The sequence below is a fragment of the Erwinia sp. B116 genome, assembly GCF_002865965.1.
Classification (GTDB): domain Bacteria; phylum Pseudomonadota; class Gammaproteobacteria; order Enterobacterales; family Enterobacteriaceae; genus Erwinia.
Map to the genome: position 1 here is coordinate 1 of NZ_JRZZ01000016.1, position 20,268 is coordinate 20,268.

Annotated in this window: 18 protein-coding genes and 1 pseudogene; 4 read left to right on the forward strand and 15 right to left on the reverse strand. The window is 59.0% G+C overall.

The window, feature by feature from the left end:
• Nucleotides 1-248: 248 nt before the first annotated feature.
• From hemG to pepQ, 4 genes are read right to left on the reverse strand one after another with little or no spacing between them, the layout of a single operon-like run.
• On the reverse strand, nucleotides 249-779 hold the full coding sequence (hemG, locus tag NV64_RS12570; protein ID WP_056234875.1) for a menaquinone-dependent protoporphyrinogen IX dehydrogenase: 531 nt from the start codon (nucleotides 777-779) through the stop codon (nucleotides 249-251).
• 14 nt (nucleotides 780-793) lie between these two features.
• Complete coding sequence (gene trkH / locus NV64_RS12575) at nucleotides 794-2,245, reverse strand: Trk system potassium transporter TrkH (RefSeq protein ID WP_101506049.1); 1,452 nt, start codon at nucleotides 2,243-2,245, stop codon at nucleotides 794-796.
• Between the two features lie 28 nt (nucleotides 2,246-2,273).
• A complete protein-coding gene (locus NV64_RS12580; RefSeq protein WP_056234848.1) occupies nucleotides 2,274-2,885 on the reverse strand; it encodes an IMPACT family protein in 612 nt (203 codons plus the stop codon).
• Complete coding sequence (gene pepQ / locus NV64_RS12585; protein WP_101506075.1) at nucleotides 2,885-4,216, reverse strand: Xaa-Pro dipeptidase; 1,332 nt, start codon at nucleotides 4,214-4,216, stop codon at nucleotides 2,885-2,887. The genes NV64_RS12580 and pepQ overlap by 1 nt, the downstream gene beginning before the upstream one ends.
• Before the next feature lie 186 nt (nucleotides 4,217-4,402).
• Here pepQ and fadB point away from each other — a divergent pair, with 186 nt between their 5' ends.
• Complete coding sequence (fadB, locus tag NV64_RS12590; protein WP_056234845.1) at nucleotides 4,403-6,589, forward strand: fatty acid oxidation complex subunit alpha FadB; 2,187 nt, start codon at nucleotides 4,403-4,405, stop codon at nucleotides 6,587-6,589.
• A gap of 10 nt (nucleotides 6,590-6,599) precedes the next feature.
• Nucleotides 6,600-7,763, forward strand: coding sequence for an acetyl-CoA C-acyltransferase FadA (gene fadA, locus NV64_RS12595; RefSeq protein WP_056234842.1), 1,164 nt, complete (start codon nucleotides 6,600-6,602; stop codon nucleotides 7,761-7,763).
• Between the two features lie 56 nt (nucleotides 7,764-7,819).
• On the opposite strand, the gene fre is transcribed toward fadA, so the two are convergent.
• Together fre and ubiD are read right to left on the reverse strand one after the other, a co-directional pair.
• Nucleotides 7,820-8,521: an NAD(P)H-flavin reductase gene (gene fre, locus NV64_RS12600; RefSeq protein WP_056234839.1), complete on the reverse strand. Its 702-nt coding sequence runs from the start codon at nucleotides 8,519-8,521 to the stop codon at nucleotides 7,820-7,822.
• A gap of 43 nt (nucleotides 8,522-8,564) precedes the next feature.
• Nucleotides 8,565-10,049, reverse strand: coding sequence for a 4-hydroxy-3-polyprenylbenzoate decarboxylase (gene ubiD, locus NV64_RS12605; protein WP_101506050.1), 1,485 nt, complete (start codon nucleotides 10,047-10,049; stop codon nucleotides 8,565-8,567).
• A gap of 228 nt (nucleotides 10,050-10,277) precedes the next feature.
• On the opposite strand from ubiD, the gene rfaH reads away from it, so the two are divergent.
• Entirely contained in the window at nucleotides 10,278-10,769 is a 492-nt protein-coding gene (rfaH, locus tag NV64_RS12610; RefSeq protein WP_056234834.1) for a transcription/translation regulatory transformer protein RfaH, read from the forward strand.
• A gap of 41 nt (nucleotides 10,770-10,810) precedes the next feature.
• On the opposite strand, the gene tatD is transcribed toward rfaH, so the two are convergent.
• From tatD to udp, 9 genes and pseudogenes are all read right to left on the reverse strand, one after another.
• Nucleotides 10,811-11,590 carry a 3'-5' ssDNA/RNA exonuclease TatD gene (gene tatD, locus NV64_RS12615; protein WP_056234831.1) on the reverse strand — a complete coding sequence of 260 codons (780 nt, stop codon included), beginning with the start codon at nucleotides 11,588-11,590 and terminating at the stop codon, nucleotides 10,811-10,813.
• Between the two features lie 77 nt (nucleotides 11,591-11,667).
• On the reverse strand, nucleotides 11,668-12,429 hold the full coding sequence (tatC, locus tag NV64_RS12620; protein ID WP_056234828.1) for a Sec-independent protein translocase subunit TatC: 762 nt from the start codon (nucleotides 12,427-12,429) through the stop codon (nucleotides 11,668-11,670).
• 182 nt (nucleotides 12,430-12,611) lie between these two features.
• A pseudogene (tatB, locus tag NV64_RS12625) lies at nucleotides 12,612-13,118 on the reverse strand (Sec-independent protein translocase protein TatB); the annotation flags it as partial.
• 3 nt (nucleotides 13,119-13,121) lie between these two features.
• Nucleotides 13,122-13,373, reverse strand: coding sequence for a twin-arginine translocase TatA/TatE family subunit (gene tatA / locus NV64_RS12630; protein ID WP_056234825.1), 252 nt, complete (start codon nucleotides 13,371-13,373; stop codon nucleotides 13,122-13,124).
• A 118-nt stretch (nucleotides 13,374-13,491) separates the two neighbouring features.
• Nucleotides 13,492-15,129 carry a ubiquinone biosynthesis regulatory protein kinase UbiB gene (ubiB, locus tag NV64_RS12635; protein WP_056234822.1) on the reverse strand — a complete coding sequence of 546 codons (1,638 nt, stop codon included), beginning with the start codon at nucleotides 15,127-15,129 and terminating at the stop codon, nucleotides 13,492-13,494.
• Complete coding sequence (locus NV64_RS12640) at nucleotides 15,126-15,731, reverse strand: SCP2 domain-containing protein (RefSeq protein ID WP_056234818.1); 606 nt, start codon at nucleotides 15,729-15,731, stop codon at nucleotides 15,126-15,128. The genes ubiB and NV64_RS12640 overlap by 4 nt, the downstream gene beginning before the upstream one ends.
• Before the next feature lie 12 nt (nucleotides 15,732-15,743).
• A complete protein-coding gene (gene ubiE / locus NV64_RS12645; RefSeq protein WP_101506052.1) occupies nucleotides 15,744-16,499 on the reverse strand; it encodes a bifunctional demethylmenaquinone methyltransferase/2-methoxy-6-polyprenyl-1,4-benzoquinol methylase UbiE in 756 nt (251 codons plus the stop codon).
• Nucleotides 16,500-16,573: 74 nt separating this feature from the next.
• Nucleotides 16,574-18,094 (reverse strand): DNA recombination protein RmuC, encoded by a 1,521-nt coding sequence (rmuC, locus tag NV64_RS12650; RefSeq protein ID WP_101506053.1) that lies wholly within the window; start codon nucleotides 18,092-18,094, stop codon nucleotides 16,574-16,576.
• Between the two features lie 256 nt (nucleotides 18,095-18,350).
• A complete protein-coding gene (gene udp / locus NV64_RS12655; RefSeq protein WP_101506054.1) occupies nucleotides 18,351-19,112 on the reverse strand; it encodes a uridine phosphorylase in 762 nt (253 codons plus the stop codon).
• A gap of 285 nt (nucleotides 19,113-19,397) precedes the next feature.
• On the opposite strand from udp, the gene NV64_RS12660 reads away from it, so the two are divergent.
• On the forward strand, nucleotides 19,398-20,234 hold the full coding sequence (locus NV64_RS12660; RefSeq protein WP_101506055.1) for a dienelactone hydrolase family protein: 837 nt from the start codon (nucleotides 19,398-19,400) through the stop codon (nucleotides 20,232-20,234).
• Nucleotides 20,235-20,268 lie beyond the last annotated feature (34 nt).

Here is a 20,268-nt window from a genome sequence, read left to right on the forward strand (position 1 = left end):
GCAATCAGTGCCGAAGCTTCCTGTTGCGAGGTGGCGTATATTACGCTTTCCTCCTTCGGAGTCAACTTCTTTTTAAGAAGTTTTTTCCGGCGGTTCAGAACTTCCTGAACCTTTCAACACGCTGGCCTGTAAGCCGTTGTTCCGTGTCGATGGATGCGCATTATAGGGAGTTCCCGACGGGTGACAAGTGTTTATTTAAAAAAAAACGCTGACAGCGTTTTTTTTCAACGAAGCGTCTGTTTTCACCGCTATTTGCTCGGTAAATCAGCAAATTCCTGGGCAAAACGGGTCACCTGTTCCCAGTCCGTGTACTCTACTTCTTTACTGCTATCCGTTTCACCGCCGGTCATTCGCATAATCAGCTGAATCATTACCCGGTCAAACAGTCCATAGCGTGGATAACGCAGCGCACCGGCAAAAACGGCGCAGCAGTCAGGTTCCCAGGGTGAGCGCAGCAGAAACTTGCGGGTATAAGGATTGGTCTGCGGCGTACGCTTCTCTGCTTTACGCGCGGTGAGGTTTACGGAAAAGAAGCCGCTTACCCGAGCCTGCAGTTCATTACCGTGCATTTTGACAAACTTCTCAACCTGCGGCTGAAAATGGCCGTAGCGAATGGAAGCACCGATCAGCACCCGGTCGTACTGCGCCCAGTCGGGCTGCTGCATATGATGCAGATTAACCACGTCACACTCCTGCTGCTGTTTAAGCGCGCTGGCAATACAGGTGGCGATCTCACGGGTCTGGCCGTCACGGCTGGAATAGAGGATTAACGCTTTCATCATTTCACTCTCACTTATTCACGCCAGAAGGTCGGCGTAAACAACACTAACAGGGTAAAGACTTCAAGACGCCCGAAAAGCATCGTTAAAATCAGGATCCACTTGGCTGCATCGTTCATCGAGGTAAAGTTGTCGGCCACTACGCCCAGGCCCGGCCCGAGATTGTTCAGCGTGGCCACCACCGCCGCAAAGGCAGAGAAGTCATCCACGCCGGTAGCAATGATCGCCAGCATACTCAGAATAAACACCAGCGCGTAGGCGGAGAAGAATCCCCATACGGCTTCAAGAATACGCTCTGGCAACGCACGGGTACCAAGCTTGATGGTATAGACGGCATTGGGGTGAACCAACCTTTTCAGTTCGCGGGAACCCTGCTTGAACAGCAGCAGAATGCGGATCACCTTCAATCCACCGCCGGTGGAACCGGCACAACCGCCGATAAACGCCGAGCAGAGCAGCAGCACCGGCAGGAACAGCGGCCAGTTGGCGATACTGTCGGTGGTGAAGCCGGCAGTGGTCGCCATCGACACCACCTGGAAAAACGCCTGGTTCAGCGTCTGCATCCCCGTTTTATAGACGTCATGGAAATAAAGCACCAGGGTACAGACGATTACCAGCGTCAGCTGCACGCCAATAAACATGCGGAATTCCGGGTCCCGCCAGTAGACGCGCAGATTACGCCCGCTAAGTAATGAGAAGTGCAGACCGTAGTTACAGCCGGAGATCAGCAGGAAGATGGCGATGATAGTGTTAATCGTCGGGCTGTTAAAATAGCCGATGCTGGCATCATGGGTTGAAAAGCCACCGATGGCGATGGTGGCAAAGCTGTGGCCGATCGCATCAAACAGTGACATACCCGCCACCCAGAGCGAGACCGCGCAGGCAACGGTGAGTAAAACGTAGATTAGCCACAGCGTCTTGGCGGTTTCGGCGATACGCGGCCGCATTTTATTATCCTTCAGCGGCCCGGGCATTTCAGCACGATAGAGCTGCATGCCCCCGACCCCCAGAATAGGCAAAATCGCTACCGCCAGCACGATGATCCCCATGCCGCCCAGCCACTGCAGCATCTGTCGGTAAAACAGAATCGCTTTGGGCAGTGAATCCAGCCCCACCAGCGTAGTCGCCCCGGTGGTGGTCAGCCCGGAGAATGACTCAAAGAAGGCATCGGTCAGCGAGAGGTTCGGCTGTTCGGCAAAAATAAACGGCATCGCCCCCACGCTGCCCAGCACCGTCCAGAACAGCACCACGATCAGAAATCCTTCCCGCGGCTTCAGCTCGCGCTTCTGCTTGCGGTTCGGCCACCATAACAGCGTGCCGATCATCAGCGCCATAAAGAAGGTCTGGGTGAATGCCCGTCCGGCCCCGTCACGGTAAATCAGCGCGACCAGCCCGGGCACGATCATCGTGCCGGAGAATAAAATAACCAGTAAACCCACGATGCGGGTAATGGCACGAAGATGCATGCTGCCGTTCCTTTCCTACAATAAACGATTAATCAAGCGGGAGGAGTTGTAACGCGCCCCGGCTCATATCCGACAAGTTTTGCCTGAAGCCTGCTACCCGGGCCTGCGGCAGCGCCAGCGTGACGATGACATTGTGCAGAAATTCACTGCTGACGATCTGTCCGTCAAACCGGCTGGCCAGCCGCTCAACGTCAGCCAGCTGGGCATAGTCGCAGATCACCCGAAACGGCAGCATCGGCACCTTCACCCGACGCGGTAACGCCCGCAACGCCTGCTGGACGCCACCGCCATAGGCTTTCACCAGCCCGCCGGTTCCCAACTGAATGCCGCCATAGTAACGCACTACCACCGCCGCGATCTCACCAATCTGACTGCCCATCAACTGCGCCAGCATCGGCTTGCCCGCCGTACCGGAAGGTTCACCGTCGTCGGAGAAGCCGAGCTGCTGTGAGTCGTCCGGCGCGCCCGCTACCCACGCCCAGCAGTGATGGCGCGCCGTCGGGTGCGCCAGTTTTACCTGCTGAACAAACGCCCGCGCCGCCTCGACGCCATCGGTGTGGGCCAGCAGGGTGATAAAGCGGCTTTTCTTAATCTCCTCGCTGAAGCTGAACGACTCAGCCGGAATATCCCAGGCATCCATCAGGCGAGATGCAGGTCGCGGGTCATATTTTCGATGCTGCCGGCATGGATAACCACGTTATCCTCGATGCGGATGCCGCCATACGGCTTAAGCGCGTCAATTTTTGCCCAGTCGAAATGGTGGCTGAACTTGCCCGCCCGCCACGGTGCCAGCAGGGAATCGATGAAATAGATGCCGGGTTCAATGGTCAGCACCATACGCGGTTCGAGCATACGGGTGCAGCGCAGATACGGGTACTGCTGAGGTGCGGGAAGATGCGTACCGCCCTCGTCCTGCATAAAGCCGGCGACGTCATGGACCTGCAGGCCTAGCGGATGACCGATGCCGTGCGGCATAAACGGCCCGGTCAGATCTTCTTTAACCATCGCTTCTGCGCTGATGTTCTTCACCAGCTGATGCTTCAGCAGCAGGCTGGCCAGACGAAAGTGCATCTGCTGGTGATAGTCGGTATAGCGCACGCCGGCTTTCAGGGTGCCCACCAGCGCCAGCTCTTCCGTATTCATGTCTTTTACCAGCTGCGCGTAGTCGCTGCCCTCGCTGGCGGCATAGCTGCGGGTCAGGTCCGCCGCGTAACCGTGATACTCAGCACCCGCATCAATCAGAAAACTGCGACGTTTTTCCGGCGGCTGATGATCGAGTCTGGTGTAGTGCAGCACGGCGGCGTGCTCGTTGAGAGCAATAATATTGCCGTAAGGGACGTCAGTATCACGGTGCCCGGTGGCGCTGAGATAGGCATGATTGATATCGAACTCGCTCAGCCCCGACAAAAACGCCTCTTTAGCCGCGCGATGGCCGTTAACCGCAATTTTCTGCGCCTGACGCAGGCAGTACAGCTCGTAGTGAGTTTTGTAAGCGCGATGATAGTGCAGATAGTCGATCACCCCCTGTGGGTTGATCTGTCCGCTGCTGAAGCCCAGCGCGCTGGCGCGTGAGGGTACCGGCCCGATGTAGGCGACGTTCTGTCGGCTGGCCGGCAGCAGCTGCGCGATCTCATCCACACTCTTCAGCCCGACCACCTCAATCTCATCGGTCCAGAAGCTGCGGGGTAATGGCTCAACGTTATGCCAGTAGTCCACCGGAGAGTAGAACCACAGTTTCGGCTTATTCACACCGTCCACCCATAACCAGCAGTTCGGCACGCTGGTCACCGGCACCCAGGCTTTAAACTGCGGGTTGACCTTAAACGGGTAGGTATGATCGTCAAGGAAGACCGTCAGCAGCTCCCCGGAATGGATCAACATCGCATCAAGCTTATGACGCGCCAGCACCTGCTGCGCGCGCTGCTGCAGCGTTTTAACATGCTCCTGATAGAGCGTGACCAGCGATTCCATCATCCTGTCTCCGTGTTGGCGAAATTGAGGGCATTTTAGCACAGCCTCGGAAGGGATGGCGTTATGCGGTGGCTGTGATCTTGTTTGCAAATAAGCAAAGTGCTGTTTGCAAATATTTAACATAGCTCCCACACTGATTGACATCTGGTATGACCAGTTCATTCCATCGTGGCTCAGGAGACAGACATGCTCTACCAAGGCGAAACACTTACCCTCAACTGGCTGGCGGACGGCATCGCCGAGCTGGTTTTTGATGCCCCCGGTTCAGTGAATAAGCTTGATACCCGCACCGTTGCCAGCCTCGGCGAGGCGATTGCCGTGCTGGAGCAGCAGCCGGCGCTGCGCGGCCTGCTGCTGCGCTCGGCCAAACCCGCCTTTATCGTCGGGGCCGACATTACCGAATTTCTCTCGCTGTTCGCCGCACCGGCGCAAAAACTGACCGACTGGCTGGGCTTCGCCAACAGCATCTTCAACCGACTGGAAGACCTGCCGGTGCCGACCGTCTCGGCCATCAGCGGCTATGCGCTGGGCGGCGGCTGCGAGTGCGTGCTGGCGACCGACTACCGTATCGCCAGCGCCGACCTGCGCATCGGCCTGCCGGAAACCCGGCTTGGGATCATGCCCGGCTTTGGCGGTTCGGTGCGCCTGCCCCGTCTGCTGGGTGCCGACGGCGCGCTGGAGATTATCGCCGCCGGAAAAGATGTCGATGCGCCACAGGCGCTAAAAATCGGGCTGATCGATGCCATCGTCGCACCAGAGAAGCTGCAGACGGCGGCAATCGCGCTACTGAACGAAGCGATCGACGGCAGGCAGGCGTGGCGTGAAAAGCGGCAGTGTAAACTGCAGCCGCTGAAACTGAGCAGAATTGAGGCGGCGATGAGCTTTACCACCGCCAAAGCGATGGTGCAGCAAACCGCCGGTAAACACTACCCCGCCCCGCTTACCGCGGTGAAAACCATTGAGGCTGCCGCCGGTATGGGGCGTGAACAGGCGCTGGCGCTGGAAACGGCGGCGTTTGTCCCGCTGGCGCGTTCACCAGAGGCACGTGCACTGGTAGGCATCTTCCTTAACGAGCAGGCGCTGAAAGCTAAAGCCCGCCAGCTGACCCGTGACGTGGTGGTGCCACAACGTGCTGCCGTGCTCGGTGCCGGCATTATGGGGGGCGGTATCGCCTGGCAGTCTGCCTGGAAAGGCGTACCGGTGCTGATGAAGGACATCAGTGAGAAAGCGCTGGCGCTGGGCATGGGTGAAGCCGCGAAGCTGTCGACTAAACAGCTGGAGCGCGGCCGCATCGACGGCCTGAAGCTGGCCAGCGTGATCGGAGCCATTCAGCCGACGCTGAACTACGCCGGTTTCGACCGGGTGGACGTGGTGGTGGAGGCGGTGGTGGAGAACCCGAAAATCAAAGCGGCGGTGCTGCAGGAGACTGAGGCACAGCTGCGCCAGGACGCGATTCTGGCGTCCAACACCTCCACCATTCCCATCAGCCTGCTGGCCGGTTCACTGCAGCGTCCGGAAAATTTCTGCGGCATGCACTTTTTCAATCCGGTACCGCGTATGCCACTGGTGGAGGTGATCCGCGGCAGTAAAACCGCCGACAGGACCATCGCCACCGTGGTGGCGTGGGCCAGCCAGATGGGAAAAACCCCGATCGTAGTCAATGACTGCCCCGGCTTCTTCGTGAACCGGGTGCTGTTCCCCTACTTTGCCGCATTCAGCCTGCTGCTGCGGGACGGAGCGGATTTTCGCCAGATCGACCGGGTAATGGAAAAACGCTTCGGCTGGCCGATGGGGCCGTCGTGGCTGCTGGACGTGGTAGGGATTGATACCGCGCATCACGCCCAGCAGGTGATGGCCGATGGTTTCCCGGCTCGAATGAAGAAAACCGATCGCGATGCCATCGACGTGCTGTTTGATGCCGGGCGTTACGGCCAGAAGAACCAGCTCGGCTTCTGGCGCTGGGAAACCGATGCAAAGGGTAAAACGAAGAAGGTCGCTGACGACGGAATCGATATGCTGCTGCAAACAGTGGTGGCATCTGTACGATCCTTTAGCGACGAGGAGATCGTCAGCCGAATGATGATCCCGATGATCAACGAAGTGGTGCGTTGCCTGGAAGAAGGCATCATCGCCAGCGTGGCAGAAGCCGATATGGCGCTGGTTTACGGGCTAGGCTTCCCGCCATTCCGTGGTGGCGTGTTCCGCTATCTGGATACGCTGGGCAGCGACCGCGTGGTGGCAGAGGCAGAAGCCTTCCACGCACTGGGTCCGCTGTATCACATCCCGCAGAGCCTGGCCGACAAAGCCGCCAGTGCCGCAAGCTGGTACCCACAGGCCACCCCAGCGGGTGATGCCATTCTGAAAACGGCGTGAGGAGCGCAATATGGAAAATGTCGTAATTGTTGATGCCATCCGCACGCCGATGGGCCGCTCTAAAGGTGGTGCCTTCCGCCACGTGCGGGCCGAGGATCTTTCCGCCCACCTGATGCGCAGCCTGCTGTTGCGTAATCCGGCGCTGGCGGCCGCCGAACTGGATGATATTTACTGGGGCTGCGTTCAGCAGACGCTGGAGCAGGGGTTTAACATTGCCCGCAACGCGGCGCTGCTGGCCGACATCCCCCACCGGGTGCCGGCCACCACGGTGAATCGCCTGTGCGGTTCCTCTATGCAGGCGCTGCATGACGCCGCCCGCGCCATTATGGTCGGCGATGCGCGTGCCTGCCTGATCGGCGGCGTAGAGCATATGGGCCATGTGCCGATGAACCATGGGGTGGATTTCCACCCGGGGCTGGGGCGCAGCGTGGCGAAAGCGGCGGGGATGATGGGTCTGACCGCTGAAATGCTGGCCCGCATGCACGGCATCAGCCGTGAAATGCAGGATCGCTTTGCCGCACGTTCGCACCAGCGGGCCTGGGCCGCCACCGAAGCCGGGCATTTCGCCAGCGAGATTGTCGCCACTAACGGACACAATGCCGACGGTGGGCTGACCTGCTATGACCGTGACGAAGTGATCCGCCCGGATACCCGTCTGGAAAGTCTGGCGGCGCTGCGTCCGGCGTTCGATCCGGTTAACGGCAGCGTCACGGCGGGCAGCAGCTCGGCGCTGTCCGACGGCGCGGCGGCGATGCTGGTGATGAGCGAGTCACGCGCCCGGGAACTGGGCCTGACGCCGCGGGCACGCATCCGCGCCATGGCGGTGGTCGGCTGCGATCCGTCGATTATGGGCTACGGCCCGGTGCCCGCGTCGCAGCTGGCGTTGAAACGCGCCGGCCTGACGGCAGACGATATTGACCTGTTTGAACTGAACGAAGCCTTTGCCGCTCAGGTACTGCCGTGCATAAAGGATCTCGGGCTGATGGAGAAGACAGAAGAGAAGGTGAACCTGAATGGGGGGGCCATTGCGCTGGGCCATCCGCTCGGCTGCTCCGGTGCCCGCATCAGCACCACGCTGCTCAACCTGATGGAGCGGCGCGACGCGCAGTTTGGTCTGGCAACGATGTGCATCGGCCTCGGCCAGGGCATCGCGACGGTATTCGAACGTCCGTAAGCCGTAGCAGGCAGAAGACGCGTTACACCGCCCCCGATCGGGGGCGGCATTTTTGATCAGATGAAGGCAAACGCATCGCCAAACATCCGCGCTTCCTGCGCGCCACGTTCCGCACAGAAACGCTCACGGGCAATCTTCGCCATCTCAAAACGGCCGGCAATATAGATGTCATGATCTGCCAGGCTGCCGTAATCCTGCATGACGGCCGTCAGCACGGTGCCGTTGCGTCCGGTATAACCCGCTTCCGGCTGCTCAACCACCGGCACCACCTTCAGGTTTGGATGCTTGATCGCCAGCGCGTTCAGCTCTTCCAGGTCATACAGGTGTTTCAGCTCGCGCCCGCCCCAGTAGATGGCGATATGGCGGTCAGGCTGCTGGGACAGCGCGGTCAGCAGGATCGAACGGGCGTAGGAGAAACCGGTACCGCCGGCGATCAGCACCAGAGGACGGTCGCCCTCCTCACGCAGCCAGGCGTCACCGTGGGGAATATCCACGGTAATCTGCCGCTGCTGTTGAATACGTTCCATCACCGCCATAGCGTAGAGGTTCAGCTCAGAGGCACCAATATGCAGCTCGATGATCTCTTTTTCCATCGGCGTGGAGGCCAGTGAGAATGGACGCTTATCATTTTCATCCATGATCACCATCAGGTACTGCCCGGCTTTGAAGCTAAAATCCGCTTCAGGGATCATACGGACTCGGTATACGGTATCGGTAATCGCCTCTACCGAGGTCACTTTACAGCTTAAGGTTGTCATGCGTTCCCTCTGTCGGGTCGTCATTATCATTTGACCCGGCGCGTCAGCGCGCCGGCGTGTCACTTAAAATTCCCAGCTCATCCCATATAGCATCAATGCGGGCGGTAACCGCCGGATCCTTACGGATCGGGGTGCCCCATTCGCGCTGCGTTTCGCCCGGCCATTTATTGGTCGCGTCCAGCCCCATTTTGGAGCCAAGGCCCGACACCGGAGAAGCGAAATCGAGGTAATCAATCGGCGTATTCTCAACCAGAACGGTATCCCTTGCCGGATCCATTCGTGTGGTGATCGCCCAGATTACATCATTCCAGTCGCGTGCGTTGACATCATCGTCGCACACAATCACAAATTTGGTGTACATAAACTGACGCAGGAACGACCAGACGCCCATCATCACGCGTTTGGCATGCCCGGCATACTGTTTCTTGATCGTCACCACCGCCAGCCGGTATGAGCAGCCTTCCGGCGGCAGGTAGAAGTCGACAATTTCCGGAAACTGCTTCTGTAAGATCGGCACGAAAACTTCATTCAGTGCCACGCCCAGCACCGCCGGTTCATCCGGCGGCCGGCCGGTGTAGGTGGAGTGGTAAATCGCATTACGCCGTTGGGTGATGTGCGTAATGGTGAAAACCGGGAAGCTGTCCACCTCATTATAGTAGCCGGTATGGTCGCCATAAGGACCTTCAGGCGCCATCTCACCGGGCTCAATATAGCCTTCCAGCACGATCTCCGCGCTGGCCGGCACTTCAAGGTCGTTGGAGATGCATTTTACCACTTCGGTTTTAGTCCCGCGCAGCAGGCCCGCAAAAGCGTACTCTGACAGCGTGTCCGGCACCGGCGTAACCGCCCCGAGAATGGTCGCCGGGTCGGCCCCGAGCGCCACGGAGACCGGGAAGCGTTCTCCGGGATGCTGCTGACACCACTCCTGGAAATCCAGCGCACCGCCGCGGTGGGAGAGCCAGCGCATAATCAGCTTGTTTTTGCCAATCACCTGCTGACGATAGATGCCCAGATTCTGGCGCTCTTTCAGCGGCCCGCGCGTTACGGTCAATCCCCATGTTATCAGCGGAGCGGCGTCGCCAGGCCAGCACTTCATGACCGGGATACGGCTCAGATCGACCTCGTCGCCCTGCCAGATCTCATCCTGACACGGGGCGTTGCGCAGCCGTTTGGTCGGCATATTGAGCACCTGCTTCCACTGCGGCATTTTGTCAAAGAAGTCGCGGAACCCGCGCGGCGGCTCCGGCTCTTTCAGGAAGGCCAGCAGCCGGCCAACATCACGCAACGCTTTAACATCTTCCTGGCCCATGCCCAGCGCCACCCGGTCAGGGGTGCCAAACAGGTTACACAGCACCGGCATGTCATAACCTTTTGGGTTTTCGAACAGCAGCGCCGGGCCACCGGCACGCAGGGTGCGGTCAGCAATCTCAGTCATTTCCAGATCGGGATCGATCTTATGTTTGATACGTTTTAATTCCCCACGCTGTTCAAGCAGGGCAAGGAAGTCGCGTAAGTCGTGGTATTTCATGACTTTCCATCAGAACGGTCAGTGTGGCGGCCATTATAATGCCGTTCAGCCTCAAATGCAGGGAAAAGTGCACCCATCGGGCGGCAGAAGACGTCAATTCTCTCTGGAATGCACGGCGGGTTTACACCATGGGAAAGGCCTGAAAACCGCGACTGGCGCGCCGATCGCGCTATCTCTCTGTTAGTGACTTTGCTATTCTGAACGTCCAGATAATTAGAAAGTGACGTTATGGAATCCTGGTATCTTCTTTACTGCAAACGAGGCCAGCTGCTACGCGCGAAAGAGCATCTTGAGCGCCAGGCGGTGCATTGCCTCAGCCCGATGATCGCGATGGAAAAAACGGTGCGCGGCAAAGTCACCGAGGTCAGTGAACCTCTGTTTCCTAACTATCTGTTTATTGAATTCGACCCGGAATCTATTCATACCACCACCATCAGCGCCACGCGTGGGGTCAGCCATTTCATCCGCTTTGGCAATCAGCCGGCGCAGGTGCCGGTCGGGGTGATTGAAGCGCTGCAGGATCGGCCGCTGCATGAAGTCCTGCCCGATGCGGAGCTGCCGCAGCCTGGAGATACGGTGCTGATCACCTCGGGAGCCTTTGAGGGGTTACAGGCGATCTTTAGCGAACCAGACGGCGAGGCCCGCTCCATGCTGCTGCTAAACCTGCTTAACAAGCAGGTGGTACGCAGCATTGGTAACCGGCAGTTCCAGAAGATTTAACCGCCGGCTCACCCGCAGCCACACGAACCTGGCTAATCTGACTACAGACGGAATAACCGCCGCGCATTATCAGCGGTGATCCCACCCAGCTCACTGGTCTCTTCACCCCGTAACAGCGCCACCTGCTGCACGATATGCGGCAGGAAGCAGGGCTCATTACGCCGCGAAGCGGGACGCGGACGCATATCGCGCGGCAGCAGCCAGGGCGCATCGGTCTCAAGCAACAGCCGCTCTGCCGGGATCAGCGGCATCAGTTCACGCAGCTCCTGGCCGCGCCGCTCATCGCAGACCCAGCCGGTAATGCCGATCGACAGCCCCAGCGCCAGGCAGGCTTCAAGCTCTGCGCGCGTCCCGGTAAAGCAGTGCAGCACCGCGGCTGGCAGCTGCGGTAGCCAGGGTGCCAGGATCTCAACAAAACGGTCATGCGCTTCCCGACAGTGCAGGAATACCGGCAGGCCGAGCTCGACGGCCAGCGCCAGTTGGGCCTCAAACGCGTAGGCCTGCTGCTCAGGCTCGGAGAAGTTACGGTTAAAGTCCAGGCCGCACTCGCCGATCGCCACCACCTGTGGGCTCTCCGCCAGCCGCTTTAAGGTACCGGCGGTTTCTGCCGACCATTCACTGGCGTGATGCGGATGCACCCCCGCCGTCGACCAGCAGTAGTCAGGATGCTGGCGTGCCAGGCTCTGTGCCTGCTGGCTCTCCAGCGCGTTGGTACCGGTAATTAACATGCCGGTGACGCCTGCCTCGCGGGCGCGCTTTATCACCTGTTCACGGTCTTTCGCAAACTGGGTGCTGGTCAGGTTTACACCAATATCAAACATAGTCTTTTCCAAACGATAACCGCCCTGACGGGCGGTTAGTTAAGGGTCTGTTCTGCCGGAGCAGCCGGGCACCGCCATTAATCCGGCTGGTCTTCCTGCTCTTCATCCTCTTCACGACGGTTCTTACCGACGTAGAAACGCGAGCACAGGATGCCGACTTCAAACAGGCAGTACATCGGTATCGCCAGCAGCGTCTGCGAGAAGATATCCGGCGGCGTCAGCAGCATCCCCACCACAAAAGCCCCGACCAGCACGTACGGCCGCTTTTCTCGCAGGTCCTGTGGCGTGGTCACACCGGTCCAGCACAGCAGAACGATCGCAATCGGTACTTCAAAGGAGACGCCAAAGGCCAAAAACAACGTCATCACAAAGTCGAGATAATTGTTGATGTCGGTTGCAATCTGCACCCCTGCAGGCGCGGTTTTAGCAAAGAAGCCAAACGCCAGCGGGAAGACGATAAAGTAAGCGAAAGCCATGCCGAGATAGAATAGGAATGAACTGGAAAACAGCAGCGGCATCACCAGCCTGCGCTCATGGCGGTAAAGCGCCGGTGCAATAAACGCCCAGATCTGATAGAGGATCACCGGTACGGCCAGGAACAGCGAGACGATAATGGTCAGCTTAATCGGCGTAAAAAAGGGTGAAGCGACATCGGTGGCGATCATGCTGGCACCGGCCGGCAGCTGCTTGATCAGCGGTGCTGAAACCAGTTGGTAAATGTCGTTGGCAAAGTAGATCAGGCAAAGAAATATCACCAGCACAGCAATAATGCTGTTCAGCAGGCGCTTACGCAGCTCAATCAGATGACTGATTAGCGGTTGGGTATCTTCAACAGCCATGTTTAACGTTCATCGCTCGGTTGAGTGGAGGTAGCTGGACGGGCAACCTCAGCGGTCTTAGACAGCCGCACTGCGCTGTCAGGCCTCTGCGCGGTATCATGCCCGGCCAGCGGCGACAGTGTGGCTTGCGGCAGCGGTTCTGCGGTTGCCTCAGTGGCAAGGGTCTGCTCCGGCACAGCGGCGGCAGGTGCCTGAGCCGGTGCACTGGCCTTGGTTGCCGTGGCATGTGCCGGTGCCTGTACGCTGGCCTGCTGCACTGCAGAGGCAGGTGCCTGAGCCGGAGCGCTGGCCTGGTGATCGGCGGTAGCCGGGGTCACGCCATCGTGGGCGTCCTGCGAATTTTTCACCAGCGGGTTGTGGATGGTGTGCGCTTCATCATCGGCTTTTTCGTTCTCGCCGAGATAGCTGCGCTTCATTGATTCCGCGGTCTGCTTCAGCTCTTCCACCGACGCTTTCAGCTCCGGCGACAGGCTGTCCATACTGGCCTGCTCAATCTTTTTCAGGCCATCCTGCAGCTCCTGCAGTTTGAGCTCCTGTGCCAGTTCGTTTTGCACGTTGCTGGCGAGGGAGCGCATCGCGCGGATCCAACCCACTACGGTTCTGACCGCTACCGGCAGACGTTTCGGCCCCAGTACCACCAGGCCAATCACGAAAACCAGTACCAGTTCACTAAAGCCTATGTCGAACACGGATCAGACCTTGTCGTTCTTAACGTCTTCTTTTTTCACTTCACCAGGCTGTTTCTCAGCCAGGCGAGCGTTGAAGTCGGCGTCTTCATCCTGGGAACGGTCCTTAGACTTATCGTCTTCATCACTCATGGCTTTCTTAAAGCCCTTGATGGACGAACCCAGATCGGAGCCCAGCGAACGCAGCTTCTTAGTACCAAACAGCAGCACCACCAGCACGGCGATGATTAACAAGTGCGGAAGAGTAATGCCCATAATGACCTCTGAATATCGACAAATGATGCGAGTTGCGCAGTATATAACAGTCTGTGTACCACTGACGATTCACAAACCCCTTAGTAGTCGGAATTAAGTGCCGATTTACCTTTCGTGACAATCAATTTGTTTTGCGCCAGCCGACCAGCCAGGCAACCAGTCCGGCGGCAACCAGCACCGCCGGCAGCAGTTCCGCCTCAGGCCGCAGCAGCAGGATCGCCGTACCACCGAGCAGCAGGGTGGCACCCACGCCCAGCAGGTAGCGGGACTGATGCTGGCGTACGCGTTCGCCTTTCAAATCATTAGCCAGCCGGTCAACGCTGTGGCGCAAATGCCGGTGCTGGCGCAGGCTGTCATAAAACAGCTCCGGTAGCTCCGGCAGCTTTTCGGCCCATGACGGCGCTTTATCTTTTAGCGCACGCACCAGCGCCGGAATACCAATCTGATCTTTGATCCAGTCCTCGAGGAACGGCTTGGCCGTTTTCCACAGATCCAGCTGCGGGTAGAGCTGGCGGCCCACGCCCTCGACGTAGAGCAGCGTTTTCTGCAGTAGCACCAGCTGCGGCTGCACTTCCATATTGAAACGGCGGGCGGTGTTAAACAGGTTCATCAACACATGACCGAAGGAGATTTCAGCCAGCGGCTTCTCAAAAATCGGTTCACAGACCGTACGTATGGAGAATTCAAAGTCTTCCACGTTGGTATCCGGCGGCACCCAGCCGGAGTCAACGTGCAGCTCGGCCACCTTACGGTAATCGCGGTTGAAGAAGGCGATAAAGTTCTCGGCCAGATAGCGTTTGTCTTCTTTGTTCAGCGAACCAACGATGCCACAGTCAATACCAATATACTGCGGATCTTCTGGGCGATCGTAGCTGACGAAGATATTACCCGGGTGCATATCGGCGTGGAAGAAGCTGTCACGGAACACCTGGGTAAAGAACACCTGCACGCCGCGTTCGGCCAGCAGTTTCATATTCACCCCGTGCTGCTCCAGCGTTGCCACATCAGAGATGGGAATGCCGTAAATGCGCTCCATCACCATCATGGTTTCGCTGCCATAGTCGGAGTAAACTTCCGGCACGTACAGCATCCGGCTGCCGTCAAAGTTACGTCGCAGCTGAATAGCGTTGGCGGCTTCGCGCAGCAGATTCAGCTCGTCCAGCAGCGTTTTCTCGTAATCCGCCACCACCTCAACCGGGCGCAGACGCCGCCCGTCCGGCAACAGCCGCGGCACCCAGCGGGCCAGCCGATAAATCAGCCGCATATCCGCTTTAATGACCGGCAGGATGTCCGGGCGGATCACCTTAATCACTACTTCACGGCCGTTCTTTTTCAGTTTAGCCGTATGGACCTGGGCGATAGAGGCAGAGGCCAGCGGGACAATATCGAACTCATCAAACTGGCTGTCAATCGGGGCACCGAGCGACTGCTCGATCAGCTTCAGCGCCTTGGCACCGTCAAACGGAGCCACGCGATCCTGTAACATCGCCAGCTGGTCAGCAATCTGCGGCGGGAACAGGTCACGGCGGGTGGACATCATCTGACCAAACTTGATCCACACCGGCCCCAGCTGCTCCAGTGCCAGGCGTAAACGCTGGCCCAGCGGCAGGTCATGATGGCGGTTAGGCAGCCAGAACAGGCACTTACGCCACAGACGCAGGGGCAGAGTCAGGCGTGTTTGCGGAATCAGTTCATCCAGCCCGTAACTCAGAAACACCCGGATAATCAGGTAGAGACGGCGAAGTTCTCCAAAGGTCATTGCTCCTCCAGCTTACTGAAACGGGCATCCAGCGCATCCAGCGAGCGGGTCAGCGCGTCGACTTCTTCGGCAAACCAGGCCAGTTCAAGCTGGCCCGGCGCCAGGCGCCACTCCTCGGTCACGGCTTGCGCCAGGTACTGTTGCTTGCGGGCCACATCACGGCGCACCAGGCTGAAACCGCGTTGTGCAAAGCGCGTAATGCCCTGGGCGGCAATATCCCCCACCCACGGGGCGAGATATTCCGCCGGGTCGAGTTCGGCCATATCGAGCAGCGCAGAGAACTGCTGCACCAGCTGCAGGTCACCGGCAACGGACAGCTCACCGCTACGGATCAACGCGGTCAGCTGCTGGCGGTCGCGCAGCTTTGGCAGCGTGGTCAGTCGGGTGGTCACCGTGCAGTCGGCCGGGCCGGCCCACTCCCCCACCACGTCGACCTGCTGTTCGCTGAACACGAAGGTCAGCGGCTGCTTCAGCTCGGTCAGCACGATAGTCAGGCTTTTACCGGTGAGACGCTGGCGCGCCGCTTTCAGGCCGCGATCGCGATACAGAACCTGATTCAGCGCCGTCTCCATGCCTGCGGTTAACAGCGGCGTTAGTGTCATAGCCATTCCCGATCAGAACTTGAATCCACGGTGCAACGCAACGATGCCGCCCGTCAGATTGTGATAAGTGGTGTTTTCAAAGCCAACGTCCATCATCATCTGCTTCAGGGTGTCCTGATCGGGGTGCATACGGATGGATTCCGCCAGGTAGCGGTAGCTGCCGGCGTCTTTCGCAACGATCTCACCGATGCGCGGCAGGATATGGAAGGAGTAAGCATCGTAGGCTTTGCTCAGCGGCTCCAGTACGGGTTTGGAGAACTCCAGCACCAGCAGGCGACCACCCGGCTTCAGCACGCGGAACATCGAGGCCAGCGCCTTGTCTTTATCGGTCACGTTACGCAGGCCAAAGGCGATGGTGATGCAGTCGAAGTAGTTGTCCGGGAACGGCAGCGCTTCCGCGTTGGCCTGCACGTAGTTGACATTGCCAATGATGCCTCGGTTACGCAGCTTCTCGCGGCCTACTTTCAACATTGAACTGTTGATATCGGCCAGCACCACTTCACCAGATTCCCCCACCAGACGAGAAAATTTCGCCGTCAGGTCGCCCGTGCCGCCCGCCAGATCCAGCACGCGCTGGCCGCGGCGCACGCCGCTGCAATCAATGGTGAAACGCTTCCAGACGCGGTGAATGCCGAACGACATCAGGTCGTTCATCAAATCATATTTGGCCGCAACGGAGTGGAACACATCCGCCACCATATCGGCTTTCTCGCTTTTCGCTACGGTGCGATAGCCGAAATCGGTGGTGTCCTTAGATTCATCTGCCATGGGTTTTGCCTGTTCTGCCATCAAATATCGGCCAAGTGTACCAGAGTCAGGCAGGCCAGGCACTTGCCGCACGCTTATTCATTAATGCGCTGAGGGGGCGACTGGCTTGCCGCAGCCTCATCCGGCGCATCGTCCCAGCCGTCGTCCTGCCCGGCCTCGTCGTCGTCCGGCTGCGCCTGTTCCACCAGCCTCGGGTTGATCGGCCGTTTGATCTCCACCCCCATCTGGCGAAACCCCTCGGTCTGGGCGATCAGATTACCGCGACCTTCCGCCAGCTTCTTCATTGCCTGGCGGTAGCTGTCCTGCGCCTTATCGAGGTTCTGCCCGATGCTGCTCATATCATCAACAAACAGCCGCATTTTGTCATAAAGCCGCGCGGCGCGATCGGCAATGCGCTGGGCATGACGGCTCTGGTGTTCATAACGCCACAGGTTATTGATGGTGCGCAGCGCCACCAGCAGGGTGGTCGGGCTGACCAGCATAATATTCTGGTTCAGCGCTTCGTTAATCAGCTCCGGCTGGCGGTCAATCGCCAGCAGAAACGCCGGCTCGACAGGAATAAACATCAGCACGTAGTCCAGCGAACGCAGGCCCGGCAGCTGCTGATAGTCCTTGCGGCTGAGCAGACGCAGGTGGTTGCGGATCGCCGCGATGTGCTCGGCGATCGCCAGCTCCCGTTCCGCCTGATCCTCACCGTTGAAATAGCGCTCGTAGGCTACCAGCGTCATCTTGGCGTCAATCACCACGTCCTTGCCCTGCGGCAGACGGACAATCACGTCCGGCTGCATGCGGCCGTTCTGCTCCAGCTGGACGGTGACCTGAGTCTCATACTCGTGACCTTCACGCAGGCCGGAGGCTTCCAGCACCCGGCTGAGCACCACCTCCCCCCAGTTACCCTGCGTTTTGTTGTCGCCTTTCAGGGCTTTGGTCAGGTTGATCGCTTCCTGCGCCATCTGCGCGTTAAGCTGCTGCAGGTTGCGGATTTCATGGGCCAGCGTATGCCGCTCCCGCGCTTCCTGGCCGAAGCCCTCCTGCACCTGGCGGCGGAACCCTTCCAGCTGCTCGCGCAGCGGCGTAATCAGGCCGTGCAGGCTCTGCCGGTTCTGTTCATCCACCCGGCGGCCGCTGTTTTCAAAAATACGGTTGGCAAGATTCTCGAACTGCGCGTTCAGCCGCGTCTCGCTGTTTACCAGCAGCCGCTGTTTCTCTTCTGTCGCCATCCGCGTCTCTTCCAGGCGGATGGTCACTTCGCGAAGCTCTGCCTCCTGGGCCGCATTGATCTCCAGCTGGTTGCGCAGCTCACGCGTCAGTTGCTCCGCTTCCGCGCGCCAGTGGTCGAGCTGCTGCAGCTTCTCACCGGCGGCGGCCAGCCCGCCGTGCAGCTGACGTAACTCCTGCTCCGCGGCTTTCTGTTGCTGAAGCTGGCCATCCAGCTGCTGGTGCAGGCGCTGGCGTTCCGCCTGCGCCTGTTCCGCCGCCTGCATCAGCAGCCGACGTTCCGTTTCACCCTGTGCCAGCTGGCGCTGGCCGCGCAACAGGGCAATCAGCCAGCCGGCCAGCACCCCGGCGAGGGCGCTACAGACGCCAATAACCATCAATGCATCCACTCTGTTTCTCCTGCTGAAAACCCAACAAGGGAAAAATAGTGACCTACTGTATAAATGTCCAGACAAAAAGCCAGGCATGCCGGCAGGGAACGGTAAAATGGACACCAGGCCGCAAAAAGCGTGATGACATCAGAGGCCTAATCGGCAGCGGGCACGGGATAAAGCGGAGAATGAAGAGCAAAACAGATTACGTGGTTCATCGTCAGCGGGCCACCTGATTACACGTGGCCCGTTGTCAGGCGGGTCAGATCAGGCGACGGGCTGCTTCCACCACGATTTTCACCGCATCACTCTCGGTTTTCTTCATGGTTTCCGCATCCGGGATCTCCTGCTGGGTACGGTTAACGATCACTCCGGCGACCATTCCCGCACGCAGCCCCTGGCTGGCGCACATGGTCAGCAACGTCGCCGACTCCATCTCATAGTTCAGTACGCCCATCTGCTGCCACTCCTGCATTGAGCCCTGGAACCGGCTGACCACGCGTCCGGAGAAGGTGTCATAACGCTCCTGACCGGGATAGAAGGTGTCTGATGACGCGGTAATACCGATGTGGGTCGTCGCCCCGACCGCCTGCGCGGCCGCCACCAGCGCGGTGGTACAGGCGAAGTCCGCTACCGCCGGGAACTCCAGCGGGGCAAAGTGCAGGCTGGCACCGTCCAGACGTACCGATCCGGTAGTGACCAGCACGTCGCCGACGTTGATGCCCGGCTGGATGGCACCGGTGGTGCCCACGCGCAGGAAGGTGCGGATGCCCAGCTGCGCCAGCTCTTCCACCGCAATCGAGGTTGATGGACCGCCGATACCGGTGGAGCAGACGATCACCGGCGTGCCGGAGAGTTCCGCACGCCAGGTGGTGAACTCGCGGTGCGAGGCCAGATGCACCGGGTTATCCATCAGCGCGGCAATTTTCTTCACCCGCTCTGGATCGCCGGGCACAATCGCCAGCGTCGCGCCCTGCAGGTCGGCTTGCGTTAAACCAAGGTGGAATACGTCAGACTGTGCCATTTCAAACTCCTGTCGCGGAAAGCGGGATTAGTTAACTAAAGACTACTCTACGTAAAAGTCGCACACTTTTATGTGATAAACATCCACTCTTAAAATGAAAGTTACATTTCAAGAGTTATAAAAGGTGATCTGATTCACAAATAAACACTGAACCGGCTGAATATGTCACAACCCGCGCTATGGCAGAGCCGGGTCTGATGTTAAAGAGATAGGGCGCGGTGAGCGGCCCCGGCGCATTCCTGGCTATATTTAGCTGACGGCTTTAGTGCACGCACGGAGAGGACAATGAAAACCGACGATAACACGACTCAAGATCGCAGCACCACGGGCTTCGCCCCGGCGGCCGGTGCGACCGCCCCCACCACCCTGATCACCGACAGCGCGGATATCACCTGCGGCGAAACCTCGGTGCCGACCCAGGGCGAAAATATGCCGGCGTTTTTTGCCCGGCCGCGCCAGGCGGAAGAGCCGTTACCGGTGATCCTGGTAGTGCAGGAGATCTTCGGCGTACATGAACATATCCGCGATATCTGTCGCCGCCTGGCACAGGCCGGCTATCTGGCCGTGGCACCCGAGCTCTATTTCCGTCAGGGCGACGCCAGCGATTACGACGACATCCCGACCCTGCTGAAAGAGCTGGTCAGCAAAGTGCCGGACAGCCAGGTGCTGGCCGACCTTGATCACGTGGCCAACTGGGCGGCGCGCCACGGCGGCGATATGCGCAATATGGCCGTGACCGGGTTCTGCTGGGGCGGGCGCATCAGCTGGCTGTATGCCGCACACAACCCGCAGCTGAAAGCCGCGGTTGCCTGGTACGGTAAACTGGTGGGGGAGAAAACCTTAAAACAGCCGAAACATCCGGTCGATATCGCCGTTAATCTGAATGCCCCGGTGCTCGGCCTCTACGGCGGCCAGGATGATGGTATTCCTCAGGAGACGGTCGATACCATGCGCCAGGCGGTGCGGGCGGCTAATGCCAAAGCAGAAATCATCGTTTATCCGGACGCGGGACACGCGTTTAACGCCGACTATCGCCCGAGCTATCACGCCGAATCCGCCCAGGATGGCTGGCAGCGCATGCTGGCCTTTTTCCGCCAGTATGGCGTGGCACCAAAAGTATAAAAAAAAGGGGCACGGTAACCTGTGCCCCAGCGCG

Bases quoted from the DNA above. Each gene is read 5' to 3' on its own strand.
- hemG (WP_056234875.1), bottom strand. From the start codon at position 779: ATGAAAGCGTTAATCCTCTATTCCAGCCGTGACGGCCAGACCCGTGAG.
- trkH (WP_101506049.1), bottom strand. From the start codon at position 2,245: ATGCATCTTCGTGCCATTACCCGCATCGTGGGTTTACTGGTTATTTTA.
- NV64_RS12580 (WP_056234848.1), bottom strand. From the start codon at position 2,885: ATGGATGCCTGGGATATTCCGGCTGAGTCGTTCAGCTTCAGCGAGGAG.
- pepQ (WP_101506075.1), bottom strand. From the start codon at position 4,216: ATGGAATCGCTGGTCACGCTCTATCAGGAGCATGTTAAAACGCTGCAG.
- fadB (WP_056234845.1), top strand. From the start codon at position 4,403: ATGCTCTACCAAGGCGAAACACTTACCCTCAACTGGCTGGCGGACGGC.
- fadA (WP_056234842.1), top strand. From the start codon at position 6,600: ATGGAAAATGTCGTAATTGTTGATGCCATCCGCACGCCGATGGGCCGC.
- fre (WP_056234839.1), bottom strand. From the start codon at position 8,521: ATGACAACCTTAAGCTGTAAAGTGACCTCGGTAGAGGCGATTACCGAT.
- ubiD (WP_101506050.1), bottom strand. From the start codon at position 10,049: ATGAAATACCACGACTTACGCGACTTCCTTGCCCTGCTTGAACAGCGT.
- rfaH (WP_056234834.1), top strand. From the start codon at position 10,278: ATGGAATCCTGGTATCTTCTTTACTGCAAACGAGGCCAGCTGCTACGC.
- tatD (WP_056234831.1), bottom strand. From the start codon at position 11,590: ATGTTTGATATTGGTGTAAACCTGACCAGCACCCAGTTTGCGAAAGAC.
- tatC (WP_056234828.1), bottom strand. From the start codon at position 12,429: ATGGCTGTTGAAGATACCCAACCGCTAATCAGTCATCTGATTGAGCTG.
- ubiB (WP_056234822.1), bottom strand. From the start codon at position 15,129: ATGACCTTTGGAGAACTTCGCCGTCTCTACCTGATTATCCGGGTGTTT.
- NV64_RS12640 (WP_056234818.1), bottom strand. From the start codon at position 15,731: ATGACACTAACGCCGCTGTTAACCGCAGGCATGGAGACGGCGCTGAAT.
- ubiE (WP_101506052.1), bottom strand. From the start codon at position 16,499: ATGGCAGATGAATCTAAGGACACCACCGATTTCGGCTATCGCACCGTA.
- rmuC (WP_101506053.1), bottom strand. From the start codon at position 18,094: ATGGTTATTGGCGTCTGTAGCGCCCTCGCCGGGGTGCTGGCCGGCTGG.
- udp (WP_101506054.1), bottom strand. From the start codon at position 19,112: ATGGCACAGTCTGACGTATTCCACCTTGGTTTAACGCAAGCCGACCTG.
- NV64_RS12660 (WP_101506055.1), top strand. From the start codon at position 19,398: ATGAAAACCGACGATAACACGACTCAAGATCGCAGCACCACGGGCTTC.